Origin of the sequence: Catenibacterium sp. UBA627 (assembly GCF_002299355.1) — a bacterium.
GTDB classification, from domain to species: Bacteria; Bacillota_I; Bacilli_A; order Erysipelotrichales; family Coprobacillaceae; genus Catenibacterium; species Catenibacterium mitsuoka.
On sequence record NZ_DBPF01000035.1, the window covers coordinates 52,064 to 78,281 of the forward strand.

The 26,218-nt window shown below is 34.1% G+C and carries 25 protein-coding genes; 2 read left to right on the forward strand and 23 right to left on the reverse strand.

Going from position 1 to position 26,218, the window contains the following annotated elements:
- Nucleotide 1: 1 nt before the first annotated feature.
- From B2S90_RS02395 to B2S90_RS02410, 4 genes are all read right to left on the reverse strand, one after another.
- Nucleotides 2-1,225 (reverse strand): ATP-binding protein, encoded by a 1,224-nt coding sequence (locus tag B2S90_RS02395; RefSeq protein WP_279147465.1) that lies wholly within the window; start codon nucleotides 1,223-1,225, stop codon nucleotides 2-4.
- A gap of 18 nt (nucleotides 1,226-1,243) precedes the next feature.
- On the reverse strand, nucleotides 1,244-2,608 hold the full coding sequence (locus B2S90_RS02400; RefSeq protein WP_055289391.1) for a PFL family protein: 1,365 nt from the start codon (nucleotides 2,606-2,608) through the stop codon (nucleotides 1,244-1,246).
- Between the two features lie 12 nt (nucleotides 2,609-2,620).
- A complete protein-coding gene (locus tag B2S90_RS02405; protein ID WP_279147464.1) occupies nucleotides 2,621-2,893 on the reverse strand; it encodes an ACT domain-containing protein in 273 nt (90 codons plus the stop codon).
- A 180-nt stretch (nucleotides 2,894-3,073) separates the two neighbouring features.
- Nucleotides 3,074-3,391: a PTS sugar transporter subunit IIB gene (locus B2S90_RS02410; protein ID WP_055234226.1), complete on the reverse strand. Its 318-nt coding sequence runs from the start codon at nucleotides 3,389-3,391 to the stop codon at nucleotides 3,074-3,076.
- 152 nt (nucleotides 3,392-3,543) lie between these two features.
- Between B2S90_RS02410 and B2S90_RS02415 the strand changes: the two genes are divergently transcribed.
- The gene (locus B2S90_RS02415; protein ID WP_278779953.1) at nucleotides 3,544-4,083 is read left to right on the forward strand and encodes a metallophosphoesterase family protein; all 540 of its coding nucleotides are present in this window, start codon (nucleotides 3,544-3,546) and stop codon (nucleotides 4,081-4,083) included.
- A gap of 30 nt (nucleotides 4,084-4,113) precedes the next feature.
- Here the strand turns inward: B2S90_RS02415 and B2S90_RS02420 are convergent, their stop codons facing one another.
- The 10 genes from B2S90_RS02420 to parE all read right to left on the reverse strand — a co-directional run bounded on the left by B2S90_RS02420 (nucleotide 4,114) and on the right by parE (nucleotide 15,641).
- Nucleotides 4,114-4,440, reverse strand: a complete 327-nt coding sequence (locus B2S90_RS02420; protein ID WP_006506644.1) for a helix-turn-helix domain-containing protein — start codon at nucleotides 4,438-4,440, stop codon at nucleotides 4,114-4,116.
- Nucleotides 4,441-4,539: 99 nt separating this feature from the next.
- Entirely contained in the window at nucleotides 4,540-6,849 is a 2,310-nt protein-coding gene (locus B2S90_RS02425) for a U32 family peptidase (RefSeq protein WP_286696496.1), read from the reverse strand.
- Entirely contained in the window at nucleotides 6,850-7,542 is a 693-nt protein-coding gene (locus B2S90_RS02430) for a 5'-methylthioadenosine/adenosylhomocysteine nucleosidase (protein ID WP_055234228.1), read from the reverse strand.
- A 1-nt stretch (nucleotide 7,543) separates the two neighbouring features.
- Entirely contained in the window at nucleotides 7,544-8,257 is a 714-nt protein-coding gene (locus tag B2S90_RS02435; protein WP_147556473.1) for a class I SAM-dependent DNA methyltransferase, read from the reverse strand.
- Complete coding sequence (gene rsfS, locus B2S90_RS02440; protein WP_006506640.1) at nucleotides 8,257-8,601, reverse strand: ribosome silencing factor; 345 nt, start codon at nucleotides 8,599-8,601, stop codon at nucleotides 8,257-8,259. Before rsfS ends, B2S90_RS02435 begins: the two co-directional genes overlap by 1 nt.
- Complete coding sequence (locus B2S90_RS02445; RefSeq protein ID WP_286696497.1) at nucleotides 8,594-9,694, reverse strand: nicotinate-nucleotide adenylyltransferase; 1,101 nt, start codon at nucleotides 9,692-9,694, stop codon at nucleotides 8,594-8,596. Before B2S90_RS02445 ends, rsfS begins: the two co-directional genes overlap by 8 nt.
- Nucleotides 9,694-9,978: a ribosome assembly RNA-binding protein YhbY gene (yhbY, locus tag B2S90_RS02450; RefSeq protein ID WP_278779960.1), complete on the reverse strand. Its 285-nt coding sequence runs from the start codon at nucleotides 9,976-9,978 to the stop codon at nucleotides 9,694-9,696. Before yhbY ends, B2S90_RS02445 begins: the two co-directional genes overlap by 1 nt.
- Nucleotides 9,979-9,989: 11 nt before the next feature.
- Nucleotides 9,990-11,078, reverse strand: coding sequence for a ribosome biogenesis GTPase YqeH (yqeH, locus tag B2S90_RS02455; RefSeq protein WP_286696498.1), 1,089 nt, complete (start codon nucleotides 11,076-11,078; stop codon nucleotides 9,990-9,992).
- 71 nt (nucleotides 11,079-11,149) lie between these two features.
- A complete protein-coding gene (gene parC, locus B2S90_RS02460; protein ID WP_286696499.1) occupies nucleotides 11,150-13,699 on the reverse strand; it encodes a DNA topoisomerase IV subunit A in 2,550 nt (849 codons plus the stop codon).
- Nucleotides 13,700-13,709: 10 nt separating this feature from the next.
- The gene (gene parE, locus B2S90_RS02465) at nucleotides 13,710-15,641 is read right to left on the reverse strand and encodes a DNA topoisomerase IV subunit B (protein WP_147556471.1); all 1,932 of its coding nucleotides are present in this window, start codon (nucleotides 15,639-15,641) and stop codon (nucleotides 13,710-13,712) included.
- 104 nt (nucleotides 15,642-15,745) lie between these two features.
- On the opposite strand from parE, the gene plsY reads away from it, so the two are divergent.
- Nucleotides 15,746-16,354, forward strand: a complete 609-nt coding sequence (plsY, locus tag B2S90_RS02470) for a glycerol-3-phosphate 1-O-acyltransferase PlsY (protein WP_147556470.1) — start codon at nucleotides 15,746-15,748, stop codon at nucleotides 16,352-16,354.
- A gap of 13 nt (nucleotides 16,355-16,367) precedes the next feature.
- Here plsY and B2S90_RS02475 read toward each other — a convergent pair whose 3' ends face one another.
- From B2S90_RS02475 to B2S90_RS02520, 9 genes are all read right to left on the reverse strand, one after another.
- Nucleotides 16,368-17,000: a histidine phosphatase family protein gene (locus tag B2S90_RS02475; protein ID WP_278779969.1), complete on the reverse strand. Its 633-nt coding sequence runs from the start codon at nucleotides 16,998-17,000 to the stop codon at nucleotides 16,368-16,370.
- 27 nt (nucleotides 17,001-17,027) lie between these two features.
- Complete coding sequence (locus tag B2S90_RS02480) at nucleotides 17,028-17,231, reverse strand: YneF family protein (protein ID WP_006506632.1); 204 nt, start codon at nucleotides 17,229-17,231, stop codon at nucleotides 17,028-17,030.
- A gap of 124 nt (nucleotides 17,232-17,355) precedes the next feature.
- On the reverse strand, nucleotides 17,356-19,326 hold the full coding sequence (gene tkt / locus B2S90_RS02485; protein WP_055234845.1) for a transketolase: 1,971 nt from the start codon (nucleotides 19,324-19,326) through the stop codon (nucleotides 17,356-17,358).
- Between the two features lie 108 nt (nucleotides 19,327-19,434).
- Nucleotides 19,435-19,662 carry a DUF896 domain-containing protein gene (locus B2S90_RS02490; protein ID WP_006506630.1) on the reverse strand — a complete coding sequence of 76 codons (228 nt, stop codon included), beginning with the start codon at nucleotides 19,660-19,662 and terminating at the stop codon, nucleotides 19,435-19,437.
- A gap of 221 nt (nucleotides 19,663-19,883) precedes the next feature.
- Complete coding sequence (gene yfmH, locus B2S90_RS02500) at nucleotides 19,884-21,176, reverse strand: EF-P 5-aminopentanol modification-associated protein YfmH (RefSeq protein ID WP_278779971.1); 1,293 nt, start codon at nucleotides 21,174-21,176, stop codon at nucleotides 19,884-19,886.
- The gene (gene yfmF / locus B2S90_RS02505; protein ID WP_278860482.1) at nucleotides 21,148-22,440 is read right to left on the reverse strand and encodes an EF-P 5-aminopentanol modification-associated protein YfmF; all 1,293 of its coding nucleotides are present in this window, start codon (nucleotides 22,438-22,440) and stop codon (nucleotides 21,148-21,150) included. The genes yfmH and yfmF overlap by 29 nt, the downstream gene beginning before the upstream one ends.
- Before the next feature lie 86 nt (nucleotides 22,441-22,526).
- The gene (locus tag B2S90_RS02510; RefSeq protein WP_147556469.1) at nucleotides 22,527-23,489 is read right to left on the reverse strand and encodes an ABC transporter permease; all 963 of its coding nucleotides are present in this window, start codon (nucleotides 23,487-23,489) and stop codon (nucleotides 22,527-22,529) included.
- Nucleotides 23,486-24,604: an ABC transporter permease gene (locus B2S90_RS02515; RefSeq protein ID WP_055289408.1), complete on the reverse strand. Its 1,119-nt coding sequence runs from the start codon at nucleotides 24,602-24,604 to the stop codon at nucleotides 23,486-23,488. Before B2S90_RS02515 ends, B2S90_RS02510 begins: the two co-directional genes overlap by 4 nt.
- Nucleotides 24,594-26,129, reverse strand: a complete 1,536-nt coding sequence (locus B2S90_RS02520; protein WP_286696500.1) for an ABC transporter ATP-binding protein — start codon at nucleotides 26,127-26,129, stop codon at nucleotides 24,594-24,596. The genes B2S90_RS02515 and B2S90_RS02520 overlap by 11 nt, the downstream gene beginning before the upstream one ends.
- Between the last annotated feature and the right edge of the window lie 89 nt (nucleotides 26,130-26,218).

A 26,218-nucleotide genomic window follows, 5' to 3' on the forward strand; every position in this document is an offset into this window, starting at 1 on the left:
CTTATTTTCCAAGCATCATATGTATAAATTGTTTAGCTACACGCCCAGAATAGCCTCCGTTTCTTAATTCCCATTCCATAGCTAAACGATGGAGTTCGTCACGATCAATATTTAGGTGATACTGATCTGCAAGTCCATCCACTATATCAAGATAGTGCTGCTTATCTGGATGAACATAAAGAATCTGAACACCAAAACGGGCAACAAGTGATAACTTTTCCTGTTTTGCATCGTTCACATTGATTTCAGAATCATCTCTTTCACTCCAAGTTTCCTTGATCAGATGTCTACGATTACTTGTAGCGTAAATAAGTACATTATCAGGCTTTTTCTCTAATCCACCTTCAATCACTGCTTTTAGGTACTTATATTCTGTTTCATATTCTTCAAAAGAGAGATCATCCATAAAGATAATGAACTTATAGTTACGATTCTGTAATTCTCCAATGATTTCTGGAAGATGAATGAATTGATGCTTATACACTTCAACCATTCTTAAACCATCTTTATAATAACGATTTAAAATAGCTTTAATACTTGATGATTTACCAGTTCCATTATCACCATACAATAAGACATTGTTTGCTTTCTTACCTTTGATGAATGCTTCTGTATTTGCAATTAAACGATCTTTTTGACGTTCATAGCCAATGAGCTGTTCAAGTGTGTTATCTTCTATATGATTAATAGAAACGATATTTCCATCTACATATCTAAAAGCCTTATTTAAACCGTATTTACCAACACCATACTTGTGATAATGATTATAGAGGATGTTATAAAAATCTTCAACTGATGTGCTTTTTGCAAGATTAATTTGTAATTTGCTAAAGACTTCATAAATCTCTTTGTTGATAATTGGTTTAGAATGAGAGAAGTGGAAAAAAATTTCTCTGTTTAATCCTTCTAAATCATCAAATGATGAATGAAAAAGATCAAAGAAATAAGTAAGATCTCTCATAACAAGTGCCTTTAATGTGTCATTCACGTCTGCTACACGTTCTAATGAGAGTGAAAATGCATTTTCATGCATAGCAAGCAAATGTGTAAGAAGACTCTGCATAAGGTTATCATGAAGATCATATTTTTCAGCCACCTGTAGGAATTTCGCAATAAAATCATGTTCAATAACTTTGTTATCTAGCTTGTCAACATTCTTTAAAAGGAAAAGTACATCTTCATCATCAGTAAGCTGATAATATACTGTTAAATCATTTAAATACACGGATAAAACCTTCTTTCATTAGTTCTTGAAACTATGGATAGGTGCTGGAATACGTCCACCACGATTAACGAATTCATCACATGAGAATGAATTAACTGGCATGATTGGAGCATAGCCTAATAATCCACCGAATTCAACTGTATCTCCTACATCCTTACCAATAACTGGAATAAGTCTAACAGCAGTTGTTTTCTGGTTGATCATACCGATAGCCATTTCATCTGCAATAATACCAGAGATTGTTTCAGCTTTTGTTTCACCAGGAATTGCAATCATATCTAGGCCTACTGAACATACACAAGTCATTGCTTCTAGCTTTTCTAAAGTTAAAGATCCTGCATTGACGGCATCAATCATCCCCTGGTCTTCACTCACTGGAATAAAGGCACCTGAAAGGCCACCTACATAAGAAGATGCCATAACGCCACCCTTCTTAACCTGGTCATTTAAGATTGCAAGTGCAGCAGTTGTACCTGGAGCCCCTACTCTTTCAAGACCCATGCTCTGTAAGCAGTCTGCGATTGAGTCACCAATAGCTGGTGTAGGTGCTAAAGATAAGTCAATAATACCAAATGGAATACCTAATGCTTCAGAAGCTTCTAAAGCAACTAACTGACCAACACGAGTGATCTTAAATGCTGTTTTCTTGATGATTTCGCAAAGTTCACCAAAGTCTTTACCTTTCGCATTTTTAATCGCTTTATGCATAACACCAGGTCCACTAACACCAACATTAATAATAGCATCAGTTTCACTTATACCATGGAAGGCACCAGCCATAAATGGGTTATCATCTGGGGCATTACAGAAAATAACAAGCTTAGCACAACCGATAGATTCAATTTCTTTAGTTGCATATGCAGTCTTTTTCACAATCTGTCCAAGTAATGCGACAGCATCCATGTTAATACCTGTCTTAGTAGAACCAACATTAACACTTGAACATACAAATTCAGTTTCCTTCATAGCTTGTGGAATAGACTCAATAAGCATACGTTCTGCCTTGGTCATACCCTTAGAAACGATAGCAGTGTAACCACCAATGAAGTTGATACCAAGTTCTTTGGCACATTTATCCAATGTCTTGGCAATTTGTACATAGTCTTCTGGCTTCTTGCAGGCTGAAGATCCGATTGTTGCAATAGGCGTAACAGAGATACGCTTATTCACAATAGGAATACCATATTTCTTTTCAATAGACTGTCCTACTGGTACAAGATTTCTTGCAGTAGACATGATTTTGTTGTAAATATTGTCACAAAGAACATCTAATGAAGAATCAATACATTCAAATAAGCTAATACCGATTGTGATTGTTCTTACATCAAGATTTTCCTCTTCAATCATTTTGTTTGTTTCAATAACTTCGAATTGATTAATCATCTCCACATCTCCTTATAATCTATGCATCATATTAAAAATTTCTTCATGCTGAATTTTAATATCAACACCAATTTCCTGACCTAAAGCAGCAAGTTCATCTGATAAGTCATTAAAAGGTTTAGTAGAAGCATCATGATTAACAATCATCATCATATTGAAATAGCCTTGTACAATAGTCTGAGAGATGTCTAAAATATTCACATCATTTTCAGCAAGATAAGTACATACCTTTGCAATAATACCTACCTGGTCCTTTCCAACTACAGTAATAATCCCTTTTTTCACAGTCGAATCCTCCGTTTTCATAAATTTTTAAACATTATAGCAAAACTAAGTAAAAAGATAAATAAAAAGTGTAAAAAATATGCTTAGACTAAATAATAGCCTTTAAAAGTAATTTTAATTGTACATAATATTTGAAATAAAAAAGAGAAGGAATATCTCCTTCTCTTTTATGTGTTTATGTTATTCACCTAATAATTTAAGAGCAGTAGCAAGAACAGCCTTACCGTTCATTGTTCCGTAATCTCTCATATCGATAACGTCAACAGGGATAGCACCAGCTTTTCTTGAAGCAGCTAACTTTTCGATTGCAGCCTTCTGGAATCTAACCTGTGGGCCAAGTAAGATGCAGTCAACTTCTTCTAATACTCTAGGTGCATCAGAGAATGGTAAAGCAAAGATCTTTGCTTCTACTCCCTGTTCCTTAGCTGCAGCTTCCATTTTAGTTACTAATAAGCTAGTAGACATACCTGCAGAACATACTAATAAAATTGTTTTCATTGTCATTACTCCTTTTCTAATTTCTATATGCTAATTATACTAATTTTTAGACATGATGTAAACACTTACCCAAAAGTTTTTTTCGGCATAATAGAAAAAAGGATATTCAAAAGGCTATAAATTTAATTTATAATATTTTTGAGGTGGTTAAAATGAGAATACTAGTTGTAAGTGATTCGCATATGTATAACGATATATTGGATGATATTACAAAAAGATGGAAAAATAAAGTGGATTTATTGGTACATTGTGGGGATTCATCATTACTTCCTAATGATCCATTACTTAAGGATTATAATATAGTTGTACATGGAAATCATGATGAAGAGGTTTTTCCTCACTATGTAGTCTATGAAGATATATTTGTGACGCATGGTAATGATTATCACGTTTATAGTGGCTATGATGAACTAATAGAAGCATGTAAAGAAAATAAATGTCATATATGCTTTCATGGACATACACATGTCCCTACTATTCAGGTTCATGAAGGTATTACTTTTGTGAATCCAGGCAGTGCTATGATCAATCGTGGAAGTTATGGTTATGGGACTTATGCAATTGTTGATACTCAACCTTTTAATATTATTTTTTATGATAATCTAGATCATCATATTTGTAATCAGGAAGTACTTGATGAAGGTATGCAGTTACTAAAAGAATTTAAGAAGCTTGTAAAGAATATGAAATAAAGGGAGATAGTACACTATCTCCCTTTAAAACTATTTTTCTTCTAATCTTTTTCTCTTATATTCAATGATGAACATGACTTCTTTAAGATCTTCATCTGGTAACTCAGATAATAATCGTGCAATATTCGCAATATTATAGTAGTCATATTTCTTACCACTCATGATTTCTTCAACACTACGTCCATATAAGCGTGAAAGAACTTTTAATTCTCCAACTGTCACATCTCTTTTGCCATTTTCAATATCTGAAATTGCAGAATGAGGTACATTAAGATGTGCGGCTACCTCTTTTTGTGTAAGGTTTTTAAAAGTTCTATAAGTTTTTAGACGTTTAGCGAGATCCATATCTAATGCCATAAAGTTTACCTCCCCATTTCTATCTGTGGTTTATTATAACACAAAAAAATTGTGGTGGCAATTTAGGAATTATGAAAAATATAGATTTTATCTAAAATGTTATTTGAAATATCCTATTACATAAGACTGTTTTAAATTACTTTTTTTCCCTTTAGAAGTACGTTTTTTGATGTCTTCTAAAACGGTTACAGTCTCATTTTCTGTTTCTGTAGTTATCATAATAAAATATGAAATGTTCATAGATTGATGATTTTCAACATAGATCGGCTCATTATGAAGAATATGATTACGACATGATGAGTCTGTAAAAATATCAAAAGATATTCCTTTTCTATCTACAATCTTATAACTATGCTTTTTACACATACCACAATGAGGCACTTTTTTATGGAAATAAGATTGTGAAATAACACAGTGTTCACTAATCATATTCTCAGTTTTACCATAAATAGGTAAAATAAGATCTGCATTGTAATCCTTCATCTGTCTGATCTGTTTTCTTGTACATTCAAATGATGCAATAACAGGTTCTTTAAATGCATAAGCATCATAATGGTTATAAATATTAAATCCTTGACCAATAATAAGAGGATGATCTTTTAATAATCTATAACTACCAAAGTCATTGACAATAAGGGTATTGAATTCTTTCAATAACGGATTGTGAATGACTTCATCTATATCTTTATCATGCATAATACGAGGCAGATAAAGATTAGGTACTTTACCATATTCATTAAAGCAAGATAATGCTTCTTTTAAATGGTCATCATAGTAATAATAAACATGATCATAATATTTAAGAGCAATTTCTAACTGTTTTATATTAGAAACTACTACATGATATTCTGATACAACCTGTGGAATAACTTTAAGAGGCTGAAATTCCTTTATAGGAGCTTTATGTAACTTCTTAAAGGCAAATAATTCATCGAGCTTAGAAAGTGCCTCACGACGCATATTATTGACAATAGTGATAGGTATAAATAATGCATCATCTAAAGAAACATCAATAGAATTTGCTTCATATACAGTATGCCCCAGCTTATTTAAATGGTCAGTAATATTCTCTTTAGTTGCTGCACGTTTAGAGGCGGCTTCAATAATCTGTTCACTAACTACAGTAATCTCTTCTCCATCACACTTTACGATAAGAGAACATGGCTTATTAAGAGATGCTTTAAAATACATATCAATCATGCGATATTTCTTCTCTTTCTGATATGTCTTCTGCATGCGGTTAATAGTATCTACACTAATTGTCTTATTAACAGTACCACTCTTTACTACATCATCAAATTCAATCTGGACATTCATTCCTGCTTCTGCTTTATTAATCAGTTTATTCTGATAATAGATCTTATTGACAGGTCTTCCTTTATCTATTTCAGTAAAAACAATAGAATCCCCTTGTGTTAAATCGTTTTTTAGGGCAATAGAGACGCGTTTACTACGATAGTCATATCCTTTGACATAACCTAGAAAAACACCTTGATTGCCTGAAAAAGTCTCATCTACAATCTTGTTGTCTTTAAATGGATAACCAGATGTATAATGACGATTAAACATCTGTTTCATATCATTGAAGTTCTCTTTTGTATAATTAGGTGTACCATCATAATAATGCTTAATAGCTTTAGAATACACTTGAGTGACTGCAGCGACATATTCAGGACGTTTCATACGCCCTTCTATTTTTAAAGAAGCTACACCTGCTTCAATATACTCATTAATATGATCAGAGGTACAAAGATCCATAGTAGACATTAAATAGCTTGTATTAATGATTTTTCCATCTTCTTCCAAACTATAAGGTAAACGACATGGTTGTGCACAGGCCCCTCTATTACCGCTTCTTCTACCAATCATACTAGACATCAAACATTGTCCAGAATAGCCTACACATAAGGCACCGTGCGCAAATACTTCAATCTCTAAATCTGTATGAGAACAGATGTATTTGATTTCATCAATTGTATTTTCTCTTGCAAGAACAACTCTCTTGACGCCTAATTCTTCAAAATAGCGTAATGCTTCTAGTGACATGACACTCATCTGAGTAGAAGTATGAAGTTCCATATCTGGATATCTTTCATGTACAAGCTTTAATAAGCCGATATCCTGGATAAGTAATGCATCAATCTGTAAATCGTATAAACTATCAATTAATGATAAAACATCCTTCATTTCATCATCTTGATATAATGTATTAACAGTCACAAATATTCTAACATTTCTTAAATGAGCATATTGTACAGCTTGATTGAGTTCTTCTAAGCTGAAATTCTTTGCAAAGGCACGTGCTGAAAAGGCAGTTGTTCCAAGATAAATCGCATTAGCGCCATTCGCAATAGCGCCCTGCAGAGACTCAAAATCACCTGCAGGGGCCAATAATTCAATTCTATTCATTTATATGAGCTTCTGAGCTAGATCATAGCACATATGTGCTGATGACTTTGCAGCTTCCTTAAGATACTGATCAAACTGGATAGAACTGCTGCCTTTATCAAAAATATCACTTAATCCACGTGCAATAATAAATGGTTTATTAAAGACTGTACATACCTGAGCTACTGTTGCAGCTTCCATTTCTGAGCATAATGCATCAGGGAAGTGTTCTTTAATTGCATCTACCTGGTCTTTTCTTGCAACAAACTGATCACCAGATACAATAAGACCACTGTATACAGTTAAGCCATTATGTTCAAATATTTCTTTTGCATAAGATATAAGAGCAGGATCTGCTTCATAGTAAAGCGGCATATCAGGAATCTGTCCGTAAGGACGTCCAAAAGCAGTGACATCTACATCATGATGAACAACCTTTTCACTAATGATGACGTCACCAACATTTTCTTTTAAATCAAGTCCACCGGCAGAACCAACATTGATTACATGATCAATATCAAAGTTCTTTAATAAAAGAGTGGCTGAAATAGCTGCATTGACTTTACCAATACCACCCTGCACGACAACAACTTCTTTTTTTCCTAAGAATCCTTCATAAAAATGATAATTACATTCTTGGTATTCTTTTTCAACTTTCATCAACGCAAGAATTTCATTCACTTCTTCTTCCATTGCACCAATAATACCTAACATGTTAATTCCTCACTTTCTTTACTACAAATATAATGCGTTCACACTCTTCCTGGTATTCACCAAAATCACTATAATAAGCAATAGACTTAAAGCCTGCTTTTTTAAGCATTTTGACATATTCTTCAACAGGAAGAGTTTTTTGATGATGTGTTTCATCAACATGATGACCGTCTTCATCAATAATAATATGATGTGTAATACTACCCTTATGGTCACTTTCTACATCCCATGAGAAGAAGAAATCTTCATCCTCATTTTTTTCATGATAATCATCTAAGATCACATTGCATTTATAAAGGCTGTTGACATCAAAGATGAAAGTACCATTGTATTTCAATCCTTCATAAACGTTATTGAAGACATCCTGTACCTTTTTCTTACTTAAAACATAGTTGATAGCATCTGTTAAACAAAGAATAGTATCGACAGGCTGAGAGAGTGCAAAATCACACATATCGATTGTTTCAGTTAAAAGTTCAACGCCTTCATCCTTTGCTTTTGAGGCTGTGATGTTTACCATATCTTCTGATAAATCAGTGGCTAGAACCTGATGCCCTTCTTTTGCGAGTTCAATAGCAGTCAAGCCTGTTCCGCATCCAAGTTCTAATACTGTTTTAAGATCAGCATGTTCATGAATGAATTTTAAATAATCTGAATAGAAGTCTGGGTCCATTAAAGAATCATAATAATAAGAAAACTCTTTATAGGCAGCCATTATGCAAGATACTCCTTGATATCAATAGTAGGCATATCGCTCCATAATTTTTCTAAATTATATTCTTTACGTGCTTCTTCAGAGAATATATGACAAATCACATCTCCTGCATCGATAAGGATCCATTCCGCATTACCACGGCCTTCTATGCTTTTAATTTCAAAACCATTCATTTCACATTGATCAACAACATTATCCTGAATTGCATTTAATAAACGTTTATTAGATGCAGTACATAAAATAAATGTGTCATATAAAGGAGAGGCGTTCTCCATATTGATTGCCACAATATCCTGGGCTAATTTATCGTCCATTGCTTTCACAATACATTCTACTTTAGTCATTATTAACTCCTTCTACATATTTATCATAAACCTCAAAGAAACATGGGTCGATAGGTCGATGCTTCTTTGTTGAAAATTCATAAAAATCAGTCAGACAGTTTCTAAATCCTGCTTCAATATCATGCTTACATAAAGTGATCTGTTCTGATGAATCATATCCTCTTAAAGGATCCAACTTATCAGCACAATATAAGCACATACCAAGAAGACTCATGGATGTAGAAGCTGTTGTATGATCTTCAATTGCTTTTAAGATTTCTTCATCACTTATAAGAAATTCATTCTCACATACATAACGTGAGAGCCATTGATGCCAGATAGGTTCAGGCTGATCTAAATGAGAAGCATAATGCTTCTTCATCAGTTTTTTAGCCTGATCATGAGGCATTTCTTTTGCAACATCATGCATCATGCCGGCAATATAGCCCTTGAGAGGATCAATGCCATTGCTTTCACAGAAATCTCTCGTTAGAGAAGCTACACTTAGAGTATGTTTATAACGTTTTTCTTTCATTCTATTTCTAATCATAGTTTCTAGATAAAGGCCATTTTGAGAGATATATCTAAGTACATCTTTATCGAGCATATCTAAAGCCCCATCTTTAATCTCTGTGCTAGATGCTGTGATTTCTACATTATCCATCTTAATAAAGTGATATGTCTCTAAATTAGGATGAGTTGTAGGATAACCGCCTCTATTAAATGCAACAAGCTGGACTAATTTTGAAATATCTTCCGCATTTTTCCATTTTTCAAAAGCCATTGCCTGATCCATACCCATTAAATAATACAATGTATCATCGGGGTACATCTTCTTTAATGCATGAATTGTATCAATTGTATAATTCTTTTCATTACTTAAAGAATCAAGTTCAATAGTACATACTTTCATTTTTGGGTCCTGGTGAATCGCAATCTCTATCATTTCTTTACGACTTGCGCCAGGGGCATTCTGATTATCCTTCCAAGGGTTGTTTTTAGTAGGAATGAAGTAAAATGAATCAAGAGAAAGCGAAGTAATTGCTTCGCTTGCAATCTCTATATGCCCTTTATGGATAGGATCAAAACTACCACCAAGTAAACCAATCTTCATTATATTTTATAAATTCCTTTTTCACTTGATTTAAAGAAGATGATTGTATGTCCAATAATATGAACAACATCTGCTTTAGTACCCATTGAGATTTCTAAAGCCACTTCATTCACTGTTTCAGGGCATGTATCTAATAATTTAACTTTAATAAGTTCTTTTGCTTTTAAGGCATCATTGATGCTGTTGATCTGTTTTTCACCTACACCATCTTTACCAACCTGGAAGATTGGCTTTAAGTTATGTGCTTCACTTCTTAAAAATTTCTTCTGTTTACTATTTAACATTCATTTATCCTCTAAATTAAACTTTCTCTCATAAATACATCAATACCTTCAGGTACATAAACCTTAATCTTACCTTTAGGTGCATGAATACATACAAATCCTAAACCTGAAATCACAATATCACGCTTTTCTTCTGGTAAAGTGAATTCATAAGCTTTCATTTCCTTCATAGATGAAGCAGGTCCATAAACCTGTAACTGCTTATGTCTATTAAACAATTCATCTGCTTTTTCAGTCTTTGTACGATGAATCTGCATATTTCTAGAGAAATAGCAGATAAAGTTTCCTTTATTTCCTTTTGTATAATCAATTCTCGCAAAACCGCTGAAGAAGATTGACTGATCAGAATTTAACTGAAAAGACATAGGTCTTACTTCTCCCGGAGGCATGATATAAGCTAAATCTTTCTCATCCACAACGGATGTGTACTGATGTTCATTCAAGATACCTGGAGTATCATATAAAGATGAATGATCGTCAAGAGGAATCTTGATTAGGTCAAGTGTCGTACCAGGGAATTCACTTGTAGTAATAAGATTAGTCGTATCTGAATAGTTCTTCAGCATACGGTTGATAAATGTAGACTTACCAACATTTGTGATACCTACGACATAAACATCACGTCCATGACGATATTCATCAATCTTGTCGAAGATTTCATCAAAGTTCATATTCTTCTTGCCGCTTGTTACAACAACATCAAGAGGCTTGATTCCATATTCCTTGAATTGTCTTCTTACCCATGTATTAAGGCGATGTTCCTTTAAAGACTTAGGTAAGATATCTCTTTTATTTGCAAGCACAAGTACATCATTATATCCAATATGACGCATAAGACCAGGTACAAGTGAACCATTAAAGTCAAATAAGTCAACGATATAAACAACTAAGCAATCTTTTTCTCCCACAGTCTGTAAAACACGTAAGAAATCATCTTTAGTTAAATGAGATTCCATTTTCTGATGATAATGCATTAATTTATAACATCTTTGACAAAGAATCTTTTCTTTGCTTAAAGCAGACTCTGGCACGTAGCCAGGCTTTTTAGTATCAGCGCTTTGAATGATGGCGCCACATCCATAACATCTTATTTCTGTCATATATACCTTCCTTTTCTTAGGTCATTTTACACTATTTTTATTCAATTACATAGAGGTAGAAAGGATATTTCCTACTTTTCATTAAGATAATCATCCATTGAAATAAATTCAAACTCTGTATCAGGATCCCCTTCCATCTCATCAAATAGATTTGGATCTTTAATTGTGAGATCTACCTTATTTTCCTCTATTTTCTTTTTTGTATGTTCTTTAATCACCATAGAGCGTGTGAGATGTACATCATCAATAAAATCAAATGGGCATTGTTTTAAAGTGTTGGCCTTCGCGCTTAGTGCACCAAAGCTGATATCTTTAGATACAAGCTTCATTGTTTCTGTACCACTCTTAATAGTAAATTCATCCTGTGGATTACAGATAAATCCAGTAAAAATCTTAGTTGGTTTTGTCTTTAATGATTTAAATAACAATGTTCCTTTAGTTGCACGATGACATGCTGGAATATCACTTATATGAATACGTTTAAAATGGGCAGGATTCAAAACAAGTAATAAAGATGAAGCGATTGAAGGATCAAAGACACTCATAAAGGCAACCTCATCATCACGCATACTAATGCCTTTTACGCCACCTGCTTTTACACCTAATACAGATATTTCATCTTCACTATATAAAGTACCATATCCTGCTTTAGTGACAGTAATAATACCCTTTGTTCCATCACTTATATCAACACTGATAAGTTCATCATTATCCTTTAAGTTCATACACTTTAATGGTTTAGAGAAACGGCTGACATTAAAGTCCTTAATACTTACACGTTTAATTTGTCCATTCTTGCTTGATAAGACAACATATTGGTCTAAATCGAATGATTTAACAAGAATATTACCAATAATCTTCTCATCATTACCTAATTTAATTAAATAACTTAGATGTTTGCCTAGATCCTTCCACTTGAAGTCTTCTAACTTATAAACAGGCACAAAGCAATAGTTTCCTTTATTTGTGAATGAAAGGATAACATCCAATGTATTGGCTTCAAATAAGTCAACAAGCATATCAGTGTCTTTCTTCCCAAATGTATTCTCATCAGATGCTTTATAAGAACGTGTAGAAATCTTCTTGAAGTAGCCATCACGTGTAATAGATACATAAACATCTTCAGAAATGATCATTGCCTGCTGGTTCACAGACGTATCCATGATTTCATCTTTAATTTCAGTCAAACGAGGTGTTGGATATTTCTTCTTAACCCCTTTTAACTCATCTATAATTACTTTTCTTAATACTTTTTCACTAGTTAAAATCGCATTTAAACTTTCAATAAGAGCCTGTAATTCTTTCTGTTCATTTTCTAAGGATACAATATCAGTATTTGTTAAACGATAAAGCTGTAAAGTAACAATCGCTTCTGCCTGTCTTTCAGTGAAGCCAAAAGCGTTCATTAAATTCACTTTTGCATCCGCCTTATCCTTAGACGCTCTAATTGTCTTGACTACTTCGTCAAGAATAGAAATAGCCTTGATAAGCCCTTCTACAATATGCTCACGTTCCTGTGCTTTATTGAGATCAAAAATAGAACGCTTAGTAACGACTTCACATTCATGTTTGATATAGCCGTCAAGAATATCTTCAATACCCATTAATACTGGACGCTTATCCTTGATTGCAGTCATATTATAGTTATAGTTCTTCTGTAAATCTGTATTTTTAAAGAAGTAGTTCAATGTATTTCTTGCATCAACATCCTTCTTTAAATCAACTGCAATACATAATCCATTACGGTCAGATTCATCTCTGACTTCAATGATTCCATCGATATCACGATTAAACTGAATCTCAGCCATCTTTCTTACAAGTTCAGCCTTATTGACTTCATAAGGAATTTCTGTAATAAGAATCTGATTGATATTCTTCTGTTCTACAATTTTATAACGTGAACGAACAACAACTTTACCGCGACCAGTTCTTAAGGCAGTCGCAATATCGCTGGCTCCTTCAACAATCGCTCCAGTAGGAAAATCAGGTCCTTTAATGAATTGATGAAGTTCATCAAATGAACAATGAGGATGCTTAATACGGTAAATAGTAGCATCAATGACTTCCTCTAAGTTATGAGGAGGAATATCAGTGGCATAACCAGCTGAGATTCCTGTAGCCCCATTAACTAATAAGTTCGGATACTTTGCAGGAAATACAGTTGGTTCATATTCAGTATCATCGAAGTTAAGTGCCATCGGCACTGTTTCTTTATCAATATCCTTAATGAGATCAAGTGCAATAGGTGCGAGACGTGCTTCAGTATAACGCATGGCAGCAGCTGGGTCATTATCAATAGATCCGTTATTACCCTGCATATCTACTAAAGGCATACGCATCTTCCAATCCTGTGATAAACGAACCATTGCTTCATAAACAGAAGAATCTCCATGAGGATGATAATTACCAATAACAGTACCGACTGTCTTAGCTGACTTACGATATGGCTTGTTAGGAAGATTTCCTTCCTTCCACATAGCATATAGAATTCTTCTTTGTACTGGCTTTAATCCATCTCTTACATCAGGTAATGCACGATCCTGGATAATATATTTAGAATAACGTCCAAAGCGGTCACCCATGATATCCTCTAAGGACATAATAATATTTTTTTCTGTCATGTTTGATCACCTATCCTTCCATAAAGAAGCTATCTTCTAATGAGAATTGTACGTTGTTTTCAATCCATTCACGTCTAGGCTGTACTTTATCGCCCATTAATACAGAAACACTTCTTTCTACAATTGCTGCATCATCAATAGTGACCTGAATAAGTGTACGTGTTTCAGGATTCATAGTTGTTTCCCATAACTGTTCAGCATTCATTTCACCAAGACCTTTGTAACGCTGTACATCGTAGCCTCTTCCCATCTTTTTACGTGCGGCTTCTAGGTCCTTTTCATCCCAGCAATAGATGACGTTGTCTTTCTTGCCGGATTTCTTAGAAACTTTATAAAGAGGTGGCATAGCGATATAAACTTTACCAGCTTTAATCAAATCACGCATATAACGATAGAAGAATGTAAGCAACAAGATCTGGATATGTGCTCCATCAGTATCCGCATCGGTCATGATGATAATCTTATCATAAGCACTATCATCCGCATTAAAATCAGCACCTACACCCGCATTAATTGTATTAATCATTGTACTGATTTCTTCATTCTTTAAAATATCTGCCTGTGTGGCTTTTTCTGTATTGATAACTTTACCACGAAGTGGAAGAATAGCCTGGAATTTACGGTCTCTTCCCTGTTTTGCACTACCACCGGCAGAATCACCCTCGACAAGATATAATTCATTCTTACGCTTGTTCTTAGACTGTGCAGGAGCTAGTTTACCACTGAGGAATTTTGCCTCACGGTTATTTTTACCTTTTCTTGCCTGTTCCTTAGCCTTACGTGCTGCCTGTCTTGCATTTGCTGCCTTGATCATCTTTTCAATCAGCTTTTCTGCAATATCTTTATTTTCTTCCAAGAAATAAGTAATACGTTCAAAAGTAACATTTTCTAGAGTATTACGGGCAATAGGTGAACCAAGCTTAGATTTAGTCTGTCCTTCAAACTGAAGATATTTTTCTGGAATCTTAACAGAAATAATAGCATTCAATCCTTCACGTACATCACTGCCTTCAAGATTCTTATCCTTTGCCTTTAATAAGGCATACTTTCTCGCATATTCATTAAATACCTTAGTCAAACCAGAACGGAATCCTACTTCATGCGTACCTCCATCTCCAGTACGTACTAAATTAACAAAAGAAATAATATTCTCTTGATAGCTTTGTGTAAACTGCATCGCAATCTCTACTTCTATTTCATTATTAGTATCATCAAAAGAGATAATAGGTGAAACAGCTTCTTTATCATTATTGATCCAGTCAATAAATTCTTCCAAGCCCTTCTCATACTGATATGTTTCATCTTTATCAGTACGTTCATCAATAAGTTCTATTGTCATTCCCTTTAATAGGAATGCATCTTCACGAAGTCTTTCACTAATTGTCTGGAAACTAAATGTCGTGGTAGAGAAAATAGAAGCATCAGGTTTGAAATGAATAATTGTACCTGTCTTATTTGTTTTACCTACTTTTTTTAACTTTCCAATTTTTGTAGCACCCTTTTCAAAGCGCTGTGTATGAATGACACCATCACGATGGACAGTGACCTCTAAAAATTCACTGAGGGCATTTACTACAGAAGAACCTACACCATGTAGTCCTCCTGAAGTCTTATAACCACCATCTTCTGAGAATTTACCACCAGCATGTAATACTGTTAAGATAACTTCTGTTGTTGGCTTTCCTGTTTCTTTATTAATACCTGTTGGCATACCACGGCCTTCATCTTCGACCGTTACGCTGTTGTCTTTATGTAATGTAACTGTAATTTTCTTACCATATCCAGCAATAGCTTCATCAATAGAGTTATCAACGATTTCCCATACAAGGTGGTGTAAACCACGAGAATCAGTTGAACCGATGTACATTCCTGGTCTTTTTCTAACGGCTTCTAGACCTTTTAAGATTTGAATATCAGATTCATCATAATGTGTATTTGACATGAGCATACCTCCTCAACTTGACTAGTATAACACAAAAAGGAATTTATAGGAAAGTTTGATTTTTTGTAGTATTTATGTATAATGATTTTTTGTGAGGTGAGTCGATGAAATATTTAATTATAATCATCTGTTTATTAATAAGTTATCTATATGGTTCAATACCTTTTGCATTAGTCATTGGTAAAGTGTTTTATAATACTGATGTTCGTCAATATGGATCACATAATCTAGGTGGTACCAATGCAGGAAGAGTACTAGGAAAAAAAGCCGGAATGACGGTTATTTTATTTGATGCAACAAAATGTATCATTACTATCCTACTAACAGGATGGATTGCGAAAGTATCTGGTATTTCAGCTAATATCATTTATCCATGTGCACTATTCTGTATGATTGGTCATTGTTATCCTATCTTTGCGAATTTCCAGGGTGGTAAGGCTGTATCAAGTGCAATCGCCTATACATTGATGACTAATATATATGGTTTTATTATCGCAGTAGCGGTATTCTTAATTACATTAAAGACAACTAAGTATGTATCTTTATCTAGTATCCTTGGTGCAACAGCTGTACTTATTGCATCACCATTTATTGGATATTCTACAATTGGAATCATTACTAATATATGTGTTGTTGCACTTATTGTCTATAGACATCGTGCAAATATTATAAGAATAAAAAACGGAACAGAAAATAAAGTCAAATGGTTTTAGCCATTTGACTTTTTTATTTGGAAAATGATTCATTTGACTGGTGTGGAAGGAAATCATTATTTCCATAAACTTCCACAGTAAATGCGCCATTAGTATAATCCACAATTGTTTCAGAGCAGCCATCCACAACAGGACTGTTGACCTTGATATAGTCTTTTCTATCGAGGTTCATGATTGTGGCCATAATAATAGTAAAACAGAATCCATGAGTGACAATAAATACGTTGTCATAAGGCTTTTTCACAAGATCATTTAAAAAGTCTTTAACTCTTTCTTCAATTTCATCATAGGTTTCCCCTTCTGGAATACCATTGGATATTTCAGGGTGACACCATAAATCATGATAAGTTTTCTTATATTTCTCAGGAATTTCATCAATTTTTTGTCCTTCTAATAGACCAAAATTCATTTCTCGAATGCGTTCATCAGTAATGATGGGCTGATTATCAAATAATAGCTTTGCAGTATCATATGCACGCTTAATAGGACTGGAATAAATAGCATCATAATGATTATTCTTGATATGTTCTTTTAAAGCTAGAATATTATCCATGCCTTCAGGACTTAAAGGAGAATCTTTACATCCTTGAAGTCTTTTTTCTTTATTCCAAAGCGTTTTAGAATGTCTTGTAATTGTAATTTTCATGTTAAATAAAAATAAGGGTTTTATCCCTTATTTATATTGATCATTAACACTTTTCATGATTCTCTTGATCTGAGTTTCGCTAGGTTTACGTCCCATTTCCATAAACATAGCACGAATCATTTTTTCTGAGATTGGTGGGTTTTTCTTTAATTCTCTCTTGAACATCCATCTTGCAAAGAAGAATCCAACAAGAGCACCAATAATTGTAGTAATAATATATCCTGCTACCATTGTAAATACCTCCGTTAACATTAAACAATTATATCAAACTAGATTATGTTTGTAAATTGTTTTAGTGTTTTAGTACTAATTTAAAGAGAGAATATCCTAAGATATCCTCCCTTTTAAATTGTTTTTATAATGAGTTGTATTCTTTTACAACGTTTTCAACAGTAAAACCATATTCCTTGATGACTCTACTTGCTGGAGCACTTGCACCAAAAGTATTAACACACATAGTTTTACCATCTAAACCAACATATTTATGCCATCCAAAATCAGATAACATTTCTACAGAAAGACGCTTTCTGCAGCTATTTGGTAAAACGGATTCCTTATATTCATCAGTCTGTGCATCAAATAAATTCATTGAAGGCATAGAAACAACACGTACTGAATGTCCCTGTTTTTCTAATTCTTCCTGTGCATGAATTGCAAGACCTACTTCAGAACCAGAAGCGATAATGATACCTTCTAAATCACCAGATTCTTTTCTAGCAATATAAGCACCATGTAATACATCTTCATAAGTAGAATTTGTAAGGTTTTCTACTGGCTGTCTAGTAAGAATTAATGCAACTGGCATATTCTTTGTTTCAACAGCAATCTTCCAAGATGCAAGCATTTCATTTGCATCAGCTGGACGTAATACTTCAACATCAATACTGCTTCTAAGCATCGCAAGCTGTTCAACAGGCTGATGTGTAGGACCATCTTCACCGACTGCGATAGAGTCATGTGATAATGGAAGAATGATTGGACATTCCTGTAAAGAACCCATTCTTAAGGCTGCTTTAAAGTAATCACTGAATACCAAGAAGCCTCCTGCTGAGATCTTAACACCCTTATGTAATGTCATACCATTCATGATAGACACCATTGCGAATTCTCTGATACCAAAATATACATTTCTTCCAGTATAGTTTTCACAGCTAAATCTTCCTTCACCCTGGATTGATGTCTTAGTAGAAGAAGATAAATCTGCAGTACCAGATAAGAATGTAGGGTTCTGTGCAGCAACTTCCTGAATAATTCTATGAGAAATATTACGAGTTGCTTCTGTATAGCCAGGTTTGAATTCTTTTTGAAGTTCTGTAATATCTAAATGATAATTACCTTCAATAGCATTTTTATATTCTTTATATTCTTCTGGATATTTTTCAGCATATTCTTCAACAGTCTTTAACCATTTCTTATATGCTCTTGTACCACGGTCTTTAACATTCTTCTTGAAATCAGCATAAACTTCTTCAGGAACATAGAAAGGATCATGGTCAAATCCATAAGATAACTTAGCATTCTTACCGTCTTCTTCACCTAAAGGTGCACCATGAACTTTATTAGTTCCCTGGTTGCAAGAACCATAACCAATAACGGTCTTCATGATGATAATAGATGGTTTAAATAACTCTTTCTTAGCACGCTTTAATGCACGGTTGATGGCCTGAATGTCATTACCATCAGCCACTTCGATAACCTGCCAATTCATTGCTTCATATCTCTTCTTTACATTTTCACTGAATGAATATGAAAGAGGACCATCAAGTGTTACCTCATTGGCATCATAGATAACAATAAGCTTTCCTAAAGAGAGATGACCAGCAAGAGAGGATGCTTCATAAGTCACACCTTCCTGCATATCACCATCACCACATAATACATATGTGTAATGGTCAACAATTGAACAATCTTCCTTGTTGTATTTTTCGGCAAGGAACTTTTCAGCAATTGCCATACCTGTTGCTGTAGGAACACCCTGACCTAAAGGTCCTGAAGATGCATCTACACCATCTGTGATAGTGATTTCTGGATGTCCAGGTGTTTTTGACTGCCACTGTCTGAACTGTTTTAAATCATCGAGACTTAAATCATAACCAGAAAGATGTAATAAAGCATAAAGCAAAGAACTAGCATGACCACTTGCAAGAACAAAGCGATCCCTATTTTGCCAACTAGACAAAGAGGGATTTATGTTCATCACCTTAGTAAACAATGTATATAAGGCTGGTGCGCCATCAAGAACCATACCTGGATGACCAGAATTTGCCTTATTAATCATGTCAATACAAAGCGATCTTATTGTAGCGATCGATAAATTCGAATCCATTTCGAGTACCTCCTAATTACACTCATTATACATAATTTTAATGATGTGTAAACCATTTTTTACAAAAGTGAAAGGCAATAAAAAAGACAATCTTTTCACAAAGACTGTCTAGTTTATTTTTTTGTGCATTCTTGCTTTTGCAGGAGTGACATCATTACCATTTGCATCCACAACTTTGATGCTCTGAAGCTGCTGTTCAAAGCCTCTTCTAAATTCTTTTAGGTATTTCTGTCTAAGCTTCTGCTGACGAACCTGTTCTTCAGGTGTAAGACCTACTGTCTTCTTTTTATGAGCAAGTGCATTAATTTCATCGATGAGTTTCTGATCAATAGCCATAATGACCCCCTGTAAAATTTAAACAAATGAAAAGACCTAAGAGGAGTTGATTATCCCTGTTAAATACAGGTGGGTACCTTGTGAAAAACATTAGGATCCCTACTCGTAGCAGGTCTTCAACACCGTCTTTCAAACAATCAGGTTCCCTTATCAAAAATGTAGGAAATCCATATACTCTCAGGTCACCACCATTATAGCATAAGCGCTTTTTTAGTCAACATCTAGGCGTTAGCCTTAAGTGGTCTGATAATAAAATTAGATGTTAAATCCATACAAAATAAAGGTAAAATATTTTTGATATCAGCGATTGTAAGAGCCTGATATGCTTCGAATAAATCAAATAAATTGATTCCCTCTAAATAGTATTGACTAAATAGTGAAGCGATTGTTTCGATAGAGTTGAAGAAACCAATAAGAGTTCCAATATTGTTTCTTTTCATTCTATTGAATGCTTCTTCATCTAATGTCATATGTGGAATATCTGCAATTAATTGATGAATATGAGCCATTAATTCATCCGGTTTTGGACTATCTCCCGCAAAGATAATATGAGAGAAATCACGTTCCTGTGAGAAATTAGTAAAGAATGAATCATTGATCAATCCCTTCTTAGTCCATTCATCTCTTAAATCACTACTCTTAGAGAATAACATATCCATGAAGATATAGAAAGAAAGCTGTCTTTTAAGCTTTTCTTCAGGTGATTGAGGGACATGATCCACCTTGATTGCCACATTGACTTTAGGCATGGTGACATCCATTACGTTTTCTTCATAGTCCTTATAGATGGTTTCAGGTTCATTATGATCCCCTCTTACAATCGGTGGCATATCTTTGAAACTTTTCTTTGCCTGATTGTCTCGAATAATAGACATTAAGTGTTCAGGATCAAAGTTTCCTGATACAAATAACATCATATTAGAAGGATGATAGAATGTGTGATAACACTTCTGTAAGATGTCATAATCAATTTCTGCCACTGTTTCAACAGTACCTGCAATATCAATTCTAACAGGATGATTATGATAAAGGTTGCTGATAGCACCAAAATAACCACGCCAGTCAGGATCATCATTATACATGCCTATTTCTTGATTAATGATGCCCTTCTCTTTTTCAATACTTTCAGGAGTGACATTTAATTCCTGAACAAAGTCTAATAACAATTCAGTACATTCATCAACATTTGTGGTTGTATTGAATAAATAAGCAGTACGGCTATGAGAAGTGAAGGCGTTACTGCTTGCACCAAGTGCGGCAAACTTTTCTGAGGCATCCCCTTCTTCCATATCAAACATCTTATGTTCTAGAAAATGAGCGACACCATCAGGTACTGTGATTAAATCTGTTTCTCCTAGAGGAATGAAACTACGGTCAATAGAGCCAAAACGTGTTGAAAATAAACCATATGTCTTTGTGAAGCCATCCTTAGGCATGAGATAGACATTAAGTCCATTGCTCATCTTTTCATGATATAGAGTTTCTTTAATTGTTGGATAATAAGTTTTCTTCATAGAATTCCTTTCCAGTCAAGAAATAGATTGTATCTAGTTCTATACTTTGAGCACATTTAATAACATCTTCTTTAGTGACATTTTTAATTGCATTCTGTTTATCTTCAATAGTATCCTGACTATTAATGATATCTCTTCTCCAATTGAATGAGATAATGGAATCTGGATCATCATCTACTTTAGATAATGCATTGATTAACATAGTCTTTACCATTGATAATTCTTCATCAGTGATATGACCAACCTGCAAGTCTTTGATCTGTTTTCCAATTAACTCTTTAGTCTTATCATAATTATTCATATCAATACCTGCTGCAATGGTCATAATACCATTCATTGGATCATAACTTGAATGAATGAAGTAACATAAGCTGTTCTTTTCTCTGACTACCTGGAATAGTCTAGATTGAGAATAACCTCCTAATAAATTAGAAAATACGCTCATTGCAACTGTATTTTTGCTTAAGGTACAGCAGTTTGCTTTGTACCCCATAACGAGCTTAGACTGGACAATATCCTGTTTTTCAATGATATCTAAAAGATTAATACGCTCATTCTGATAAATATAAGCAGTAGGATAAGGCTCATGAACTGTACGTGGGAACTGTAATCTTTCTTCAAAAATAGAAACGATACTTTCATCTATATCCCCTACTACATAAACATGCTTATCATCATTTTGAATCATATCTTTATATGTCTCCACAAGAGTATAAGCATTGATGTTATCCATATCTTCTATATAGCCTGTAGAACGTAATCCTAGAACACTTCCTCTTCCCATATAATCTACCATACGATCAAAGGCATAGCCCATCTTATCGTCCATATCAGCCATAATACGATATGTGATTTCTTGTTTTTTAAGTTCAGTCATTTCTTCATCGAAATGGTTATCCACTATATAAGGATGATTCACTAATTCATTTAATAAATCTACCTGTTTAATGAGTAGATTTTCATTGATAGGAAGGAATTCCTGATTAACACATGAATTTTTAAAAGTAATAATATGACCTTTACCTGCTGAAGAAATATTAGCAGAAAGATTTGCACCATATAAATCTTCTAGTGTTCTAGATAAGTCCTTCTGTGTTGGATGTTTCATAGTTCCAGTGATCATTAAGAATCCTAGAACACTTCTACTTGTGACTGTTTCTCTTGTAAAACGTCCTTTAAAACGAACAGAGATTGTAATATCTTTAAATTTCTTAGATGAAATCAAGTGAAGTTGATATCCATTCATTTGATAGATCTTGTTCATTGTATACCTCTTTTCTTTCTCTATTCATTATAACTTTTTTGTATAGTAGTGCAAGAAAAAAGGACTCCCTAAGGAGTCCGGGTCTATTAACGTTTAGACTTATCGTAAGGCACACCATCTGCACGAGGCGCAGCTGAGTTCTTAGATGTGAATGCTAATAGAATTAAAGTAGCAACATATGGAATTAATTTATATGTTGTATCAGGTAAAGACATTTTAGCAAGTAATGGAACTGAGTTATATGTATAAGATAATGTCTTCATGAAACCGAAGAAGAATGCTGCACCAGCAATTCTTAATGGTGTCCAGTTACCAAAGATTAATACAGCTAAAGCTAAGAAACCATAACCAGCAACAGTGCAGGTGAATTCTGTAGAGATTGGTAGGATATAAATAAGTCCACCCATACCAGCTAAGAAACCAGAAATACCTACACCTAGATATCTGATCTTATAAACACTGATCCCTGCAGCATCTGCTGCCTGAGGGTTTTCACCACAAGAACGGATTCTTAAACCAGTCTTAGTTTTCATAAGGAAATACCAAGAAATGATAAGAATCGCAATGCCTAGGAATGTAGTAAAGTAGCAGTTTTTGAAGAATAAATCACCAAGTACTGGAATACTGCTAAGTCCAGGAACTTCAGAAATTCTGAATTCATTAGTGAATGAAACGTTCTGCATACCATCCTGTACAGTTTTTGCGATGAAGATACCAAGTGCTGGAGCAAGCATATTTAATGCAGTACCAGAAATAGTCTGGTCAGCACTTAAATGAATGGCTGCAAAGGCATGAAGCATACTAAATAGTACACCGACAATTCCTGAAATAAGTAAACCTGTTAAAAGAAGTGGCATACCATGAAGAATATCATTAGACTGCATATAATTTAAATAGAATACACCAGCAAAACCGCCGATGATCATAATACCTTCAAGGGCTAAGTTAACAACACCACTTCGTTCAGAGAACATACCACCCAAAGCAACAATCATTAATGGAATGGCAAATAGTAAAGTCTGAGCAAAAAGGAAATAAACTAAACTCATTCTGTTTTACCTCCTTTATTCTGTATTTCTGTTTTTCTCTTTTTATTTCTTTGATAACGTTCTAATAAGGCTTTAATGAATAATGTGAATGAAGCAAAGTAGATAATAACAGCAACGATAATGTCAATAACTTCAATCGCAATATTAAGTGCCTGCATATAGTTACCACCAACATTCATATAACCAATGAATAACGCAGCGAAGATACATCCAATTGGATTAGAGAAGCCGAGTAAGGCTACTGGGATACCGTTCCAGCCTTCGTTTGGTAATGTTTCAGTGATTGGTAAAGTTTTACCAGTACCACATAAGTAAGTTAAGGCACCACCTACACCTGCAAAGAATCCTGAAATCATAAGTGCTAAAACAATACATTTCTTTTCGTTCATACCTGCATATCTTGCTGCATCTTTATTGAAACCACATGCTTTTAGTTCATAACCAAAAGTAGTTTTATTCATAATAAACCAAGCAAGTACGCAAAGTAAGATAGCAATAATGATACCTAAGTTAACACGATCACCAAAAATCTGATTGAGACCAAAGCCAGGAATACTACGTGTACTAGGTACTGCATAGCTTTCTGCACCTGTAGAATTGTAGATAGTTGCCTTAATACCTTGGATAACAAGTAACATACCAATATAGTTACACATGATACCAGAAATAACAACGTTTACGTTACGAGCTGCTTTTAAGATACCAGGAATAAGTGCCCATAAAGCACCAGCAATTCCAGCTCCTAAAATAGCAAAAATCCATACTAAATTATCTGGAATAAAAGTAGCTCTTAATGCGATAAATACAGCAGTGAAGCTTCCTACTAAATACTGTCCAGGTACACCGATATTGAATTCACCACATTTATAAGCAAATGAAACAGATAGACCAGTCATCATGATTGGTACTGCTAAATAAATAACCTGTCCAATACTAGATAACCCTTCTCTAAAGCCACCTGTTAATAAAATAGATAATCCCTGTAGTGCATCACTAGGATTAGCAATTAAGATAATGATAAAACCAACGACTAGCCCCATTAAAATTGCGAGTAAAGAAGACACAATTGATTTGAAGCTGGCACGTTCCATTAAAGCGGGTTTATTACTTTTCATAACCTTCTCCTCTCTTAGAACCTGCCATATAAAGTCCTAATTCCTGAATAGTAGTCTCTTTTGGATTAAGATCCGCAACGATTTCCCCTTCATACATAACTAAAATACGATCTGATAAGTTCATAACTTCATCAAGTTCAAGTGACACAAGTAATACTGCTTTATTGTTGTCTCTTGTCTTAACAATCTGCTTATGAATAAATTCAATAGCCCCAACATCTAGACCACGTGTAGGCTGTACTGCAATAAGTAGGTCATCATTCTGTTCTACTTCTCTTGCAATAATGGCTTTCTGCTGGTTACCACCAGACATACCACGCACAATAGAATTTCTTCCTTCACCTGAACGTACATCATATTCTTCAATAAGACGATCAGCATAAGTATTCATTGCGTCAAAATTAATAATGCCATGATTCTGGAAGTCTTTCTTATAATATGATTTTAAAATCAAGTTTTCACCAAGAGTATAATCAAGAACTAACCCATGCTTATGACGGTCTTCTGGGATATGAGATAACCCATGGTCATTACGATAACGAATACTCTTATGTGTAATTTCTTCATCATTTAAATAAACATGACCCATATTAGGCTGTTCAAGTCCAGTTAAGTTATAAATCAATTCACTCTGACCATTGCCATCAATACCAGCAATACAAACAATTTCACCTTTTCTTACTTCAAATGAAACATCATTTAAAAGAAGTTTATCTGAAGTCTTAGGCTGATAGCTCAAATGGTCAACCTTTAATACAACATCAGATGGTTCATGATCATCTTTAGTGACTGTCAAGTTTACCTTATGACCAACCATCATTTCTGATAACTGTTCTTTAGTCACATCAGCTACATTGACTGTACCAACATAACGTCCCTTACGAATGATTGTACAGCGATCCGCTACTGCTTTAATTTCATTTAACTTATGAGTAATGAAAATGATGGATTTACCTTCCTTAATAAGTTCCTTCATGATTTTCATTAACTCATCAATTTCCTGTGGAGTGAGTACTGCTGTAGGTTCATCAAAAATCAAGATATCATTATTTCTATATAACATCTTTAAGATTTCTACACGCTGCTGCATACCAACAGTAATATCTTCAATCTTTGCATCTGGATCAATGTTTAAATGATATTTCTCAGATAAGCTCATCACCTTCTTGCGTGCATTATCTGTCTTGAGCTTACCAAATAACCCTTTCTCTTCGACACCTAAAATAATGTTTTCCAATACAGTGAAATTATGAACAAGTTTAAAATGCTGATGCACCATACCAATGTTATATTTATTGGCATCATTTGGGTCATTGATTTTAACGCTTTGTCCATTAATCTTTATTTCACCCATATCAGGCTGATAAAGACCAAATAAAATACTCATCAAAGTAGATTTACCAGCACCATTCTCACCTAATAAAGCATGAACTTCGCCTTTTTTTACTTGAAGAGTAATATCGTCGTTTGCTTTAATACCAGGGAATTCTTTTGTGATATTAAGCATTTCAATAGCATATTCCAATATTCTCACCTCTGATCCTATTATACTATAAATTACTTACTTTAAAAATAACTAAATGAATTTCTGAATATAAAGAAGTGTATACAAAA

Coding starts and splice junctions, on each gene's coding strand:
- parE (WP_147556471.1), bottom strand. CDS start 15,641: ATGTCAAATACACATTATGATGAATCTGATATTCAAATCTTAAAAGGT.
- B2S90_RS02445 (WP_286696497.1), bottom strand. CDS start 9,694: ATGAAGATTGGTTTACTTGGTGGTAGTTTTGATCCTATCCATAAAGGG.
- B2S90_RS02430 (WP_055234228.1), bottom strand. CDS start 7,542: ATGTTAGGTATTATTGGTGCAATGGAAGAAGAAGTGAATGAAATTCTT.
- yfmH (WP_278779971.1), bottom strand. CDS start 21,176: ATGAAGAAAACTTATTATCCAACAATTAAAGAAACTCTATATCATGAA.
- tkt (WP_055234845.1), bottom strand. CDS start 19,326: ATGGATTCGAATTTATCGATCGCTACAATAAGATCGCTTTGTATTGAC.
- plsY (WP_147556470.1), top strand. CDS start 15,746: ATGAAATATTTAATTATAATCATCTGTTTATTAATAAGTTATCTATAT.
- B2S90_RS02420 (WP_006506644.1), bottom strand. CDS start 4,440: ATGGCATTAGATATGGATCTCGCTAAACGTCTAAAAACTTATAGAACT.
- B2S90_RS02480 (WP_006506632.1), bottom strand. CDS start 17,231: ATGGTAGCAGGATATATTATTACTACAATTATTGGTGCTCTTGTTGGA.
- yqeH (WP_286696498.1), bottom strand. CDS start 11,078: ATGACAGAAATAAGATGTTATGGATGTGGCGCCATCATTCAAAGCGCT.
- rsfS (WP_006506640.1), bottom strand. CDS start 8,601: ATGACTAAAGTAGAATGTATTGTGAAAGCAATGGACGATAAATTAGCC.
- parC (WP_286696499.1), bottom strand. CDS start 13,699: ATGACAGAAAAAAATATTATTATGTCCTTAGAGGATATCATGGGTGAC.
- B2S90_RS02475 (WP_278779969.1), bottom strand. CDS start 17,000: ATGAAAATTACAATTACAAGACATTCTAAAACGCTTTGGAATAAAGAA.
- yfmF (WP_278860482.1), bottom strand. CDS start 22,440: ATGAACAAGATCTATCAAATGAATGGATATCAACTTCACTTGATTTCA.
- B2S90_RS02490 (WP_006506630.1), bottom strand. CDS start 19,662: ATGGCTATTGATCAGAAACTCATCGATGAAATTAATGCACTTGCTCAT.
- B2S90_RS02515 (WP_055289408.1), bottom strand. CDS start 24,604: ATGAAAAGTAATAAACCCGCTTTAATGGAACGTGCCAGCTTCAAATCA.
- B2S90_RS02425 (WP_286696496.1), bottom strand. CDS start 6,849: ATGAATAGAATTGAATTATTGGCCCCTGCAGGTGATTTTGAGTCTCTG.
- B2S90_RS02435 (WP_147556473.1), bottom strand. CDS start 8,257: ATGGCTGCCTATAAAGAGTTTTCTTATTATTATGATTCTTTAATGGAC.
- B2S90_RS02510 (WP_147556469.1), bottom strand. CDS start 23,489: ATGAGTTTAGTTTATTTCCTTTTTGCTCAGACTTTACTATTTGCCATT.
- B2S90_RS02400 (WP_055289391.1), bottom strand. CDS start 2,608: ATGATTAATCAATTCGAAGTTATTGAAACAAACAAAATGATTGAAGAG.
- yhbY (WP_278779960.1), bottom strand. CDS start 9,978: ATGTTAAATAGTAAACAGAAGAAATTTTTAAGAAGTGAAGCACATAAC.
- B2S90_RS02410 (WP_055234226.1), bottom strand. CDS start 3,391: ATGAAAACAATTTTATTAGTATGTTCTGCAGGTATGTCTACTAGCTTA.
- B2S90_RS02415 (WP_278779953.1), top strand. CDS start 3,544: ATGAGAATACTAGTTGTAAGTGATTCGCATATGTATAACGATATATTG.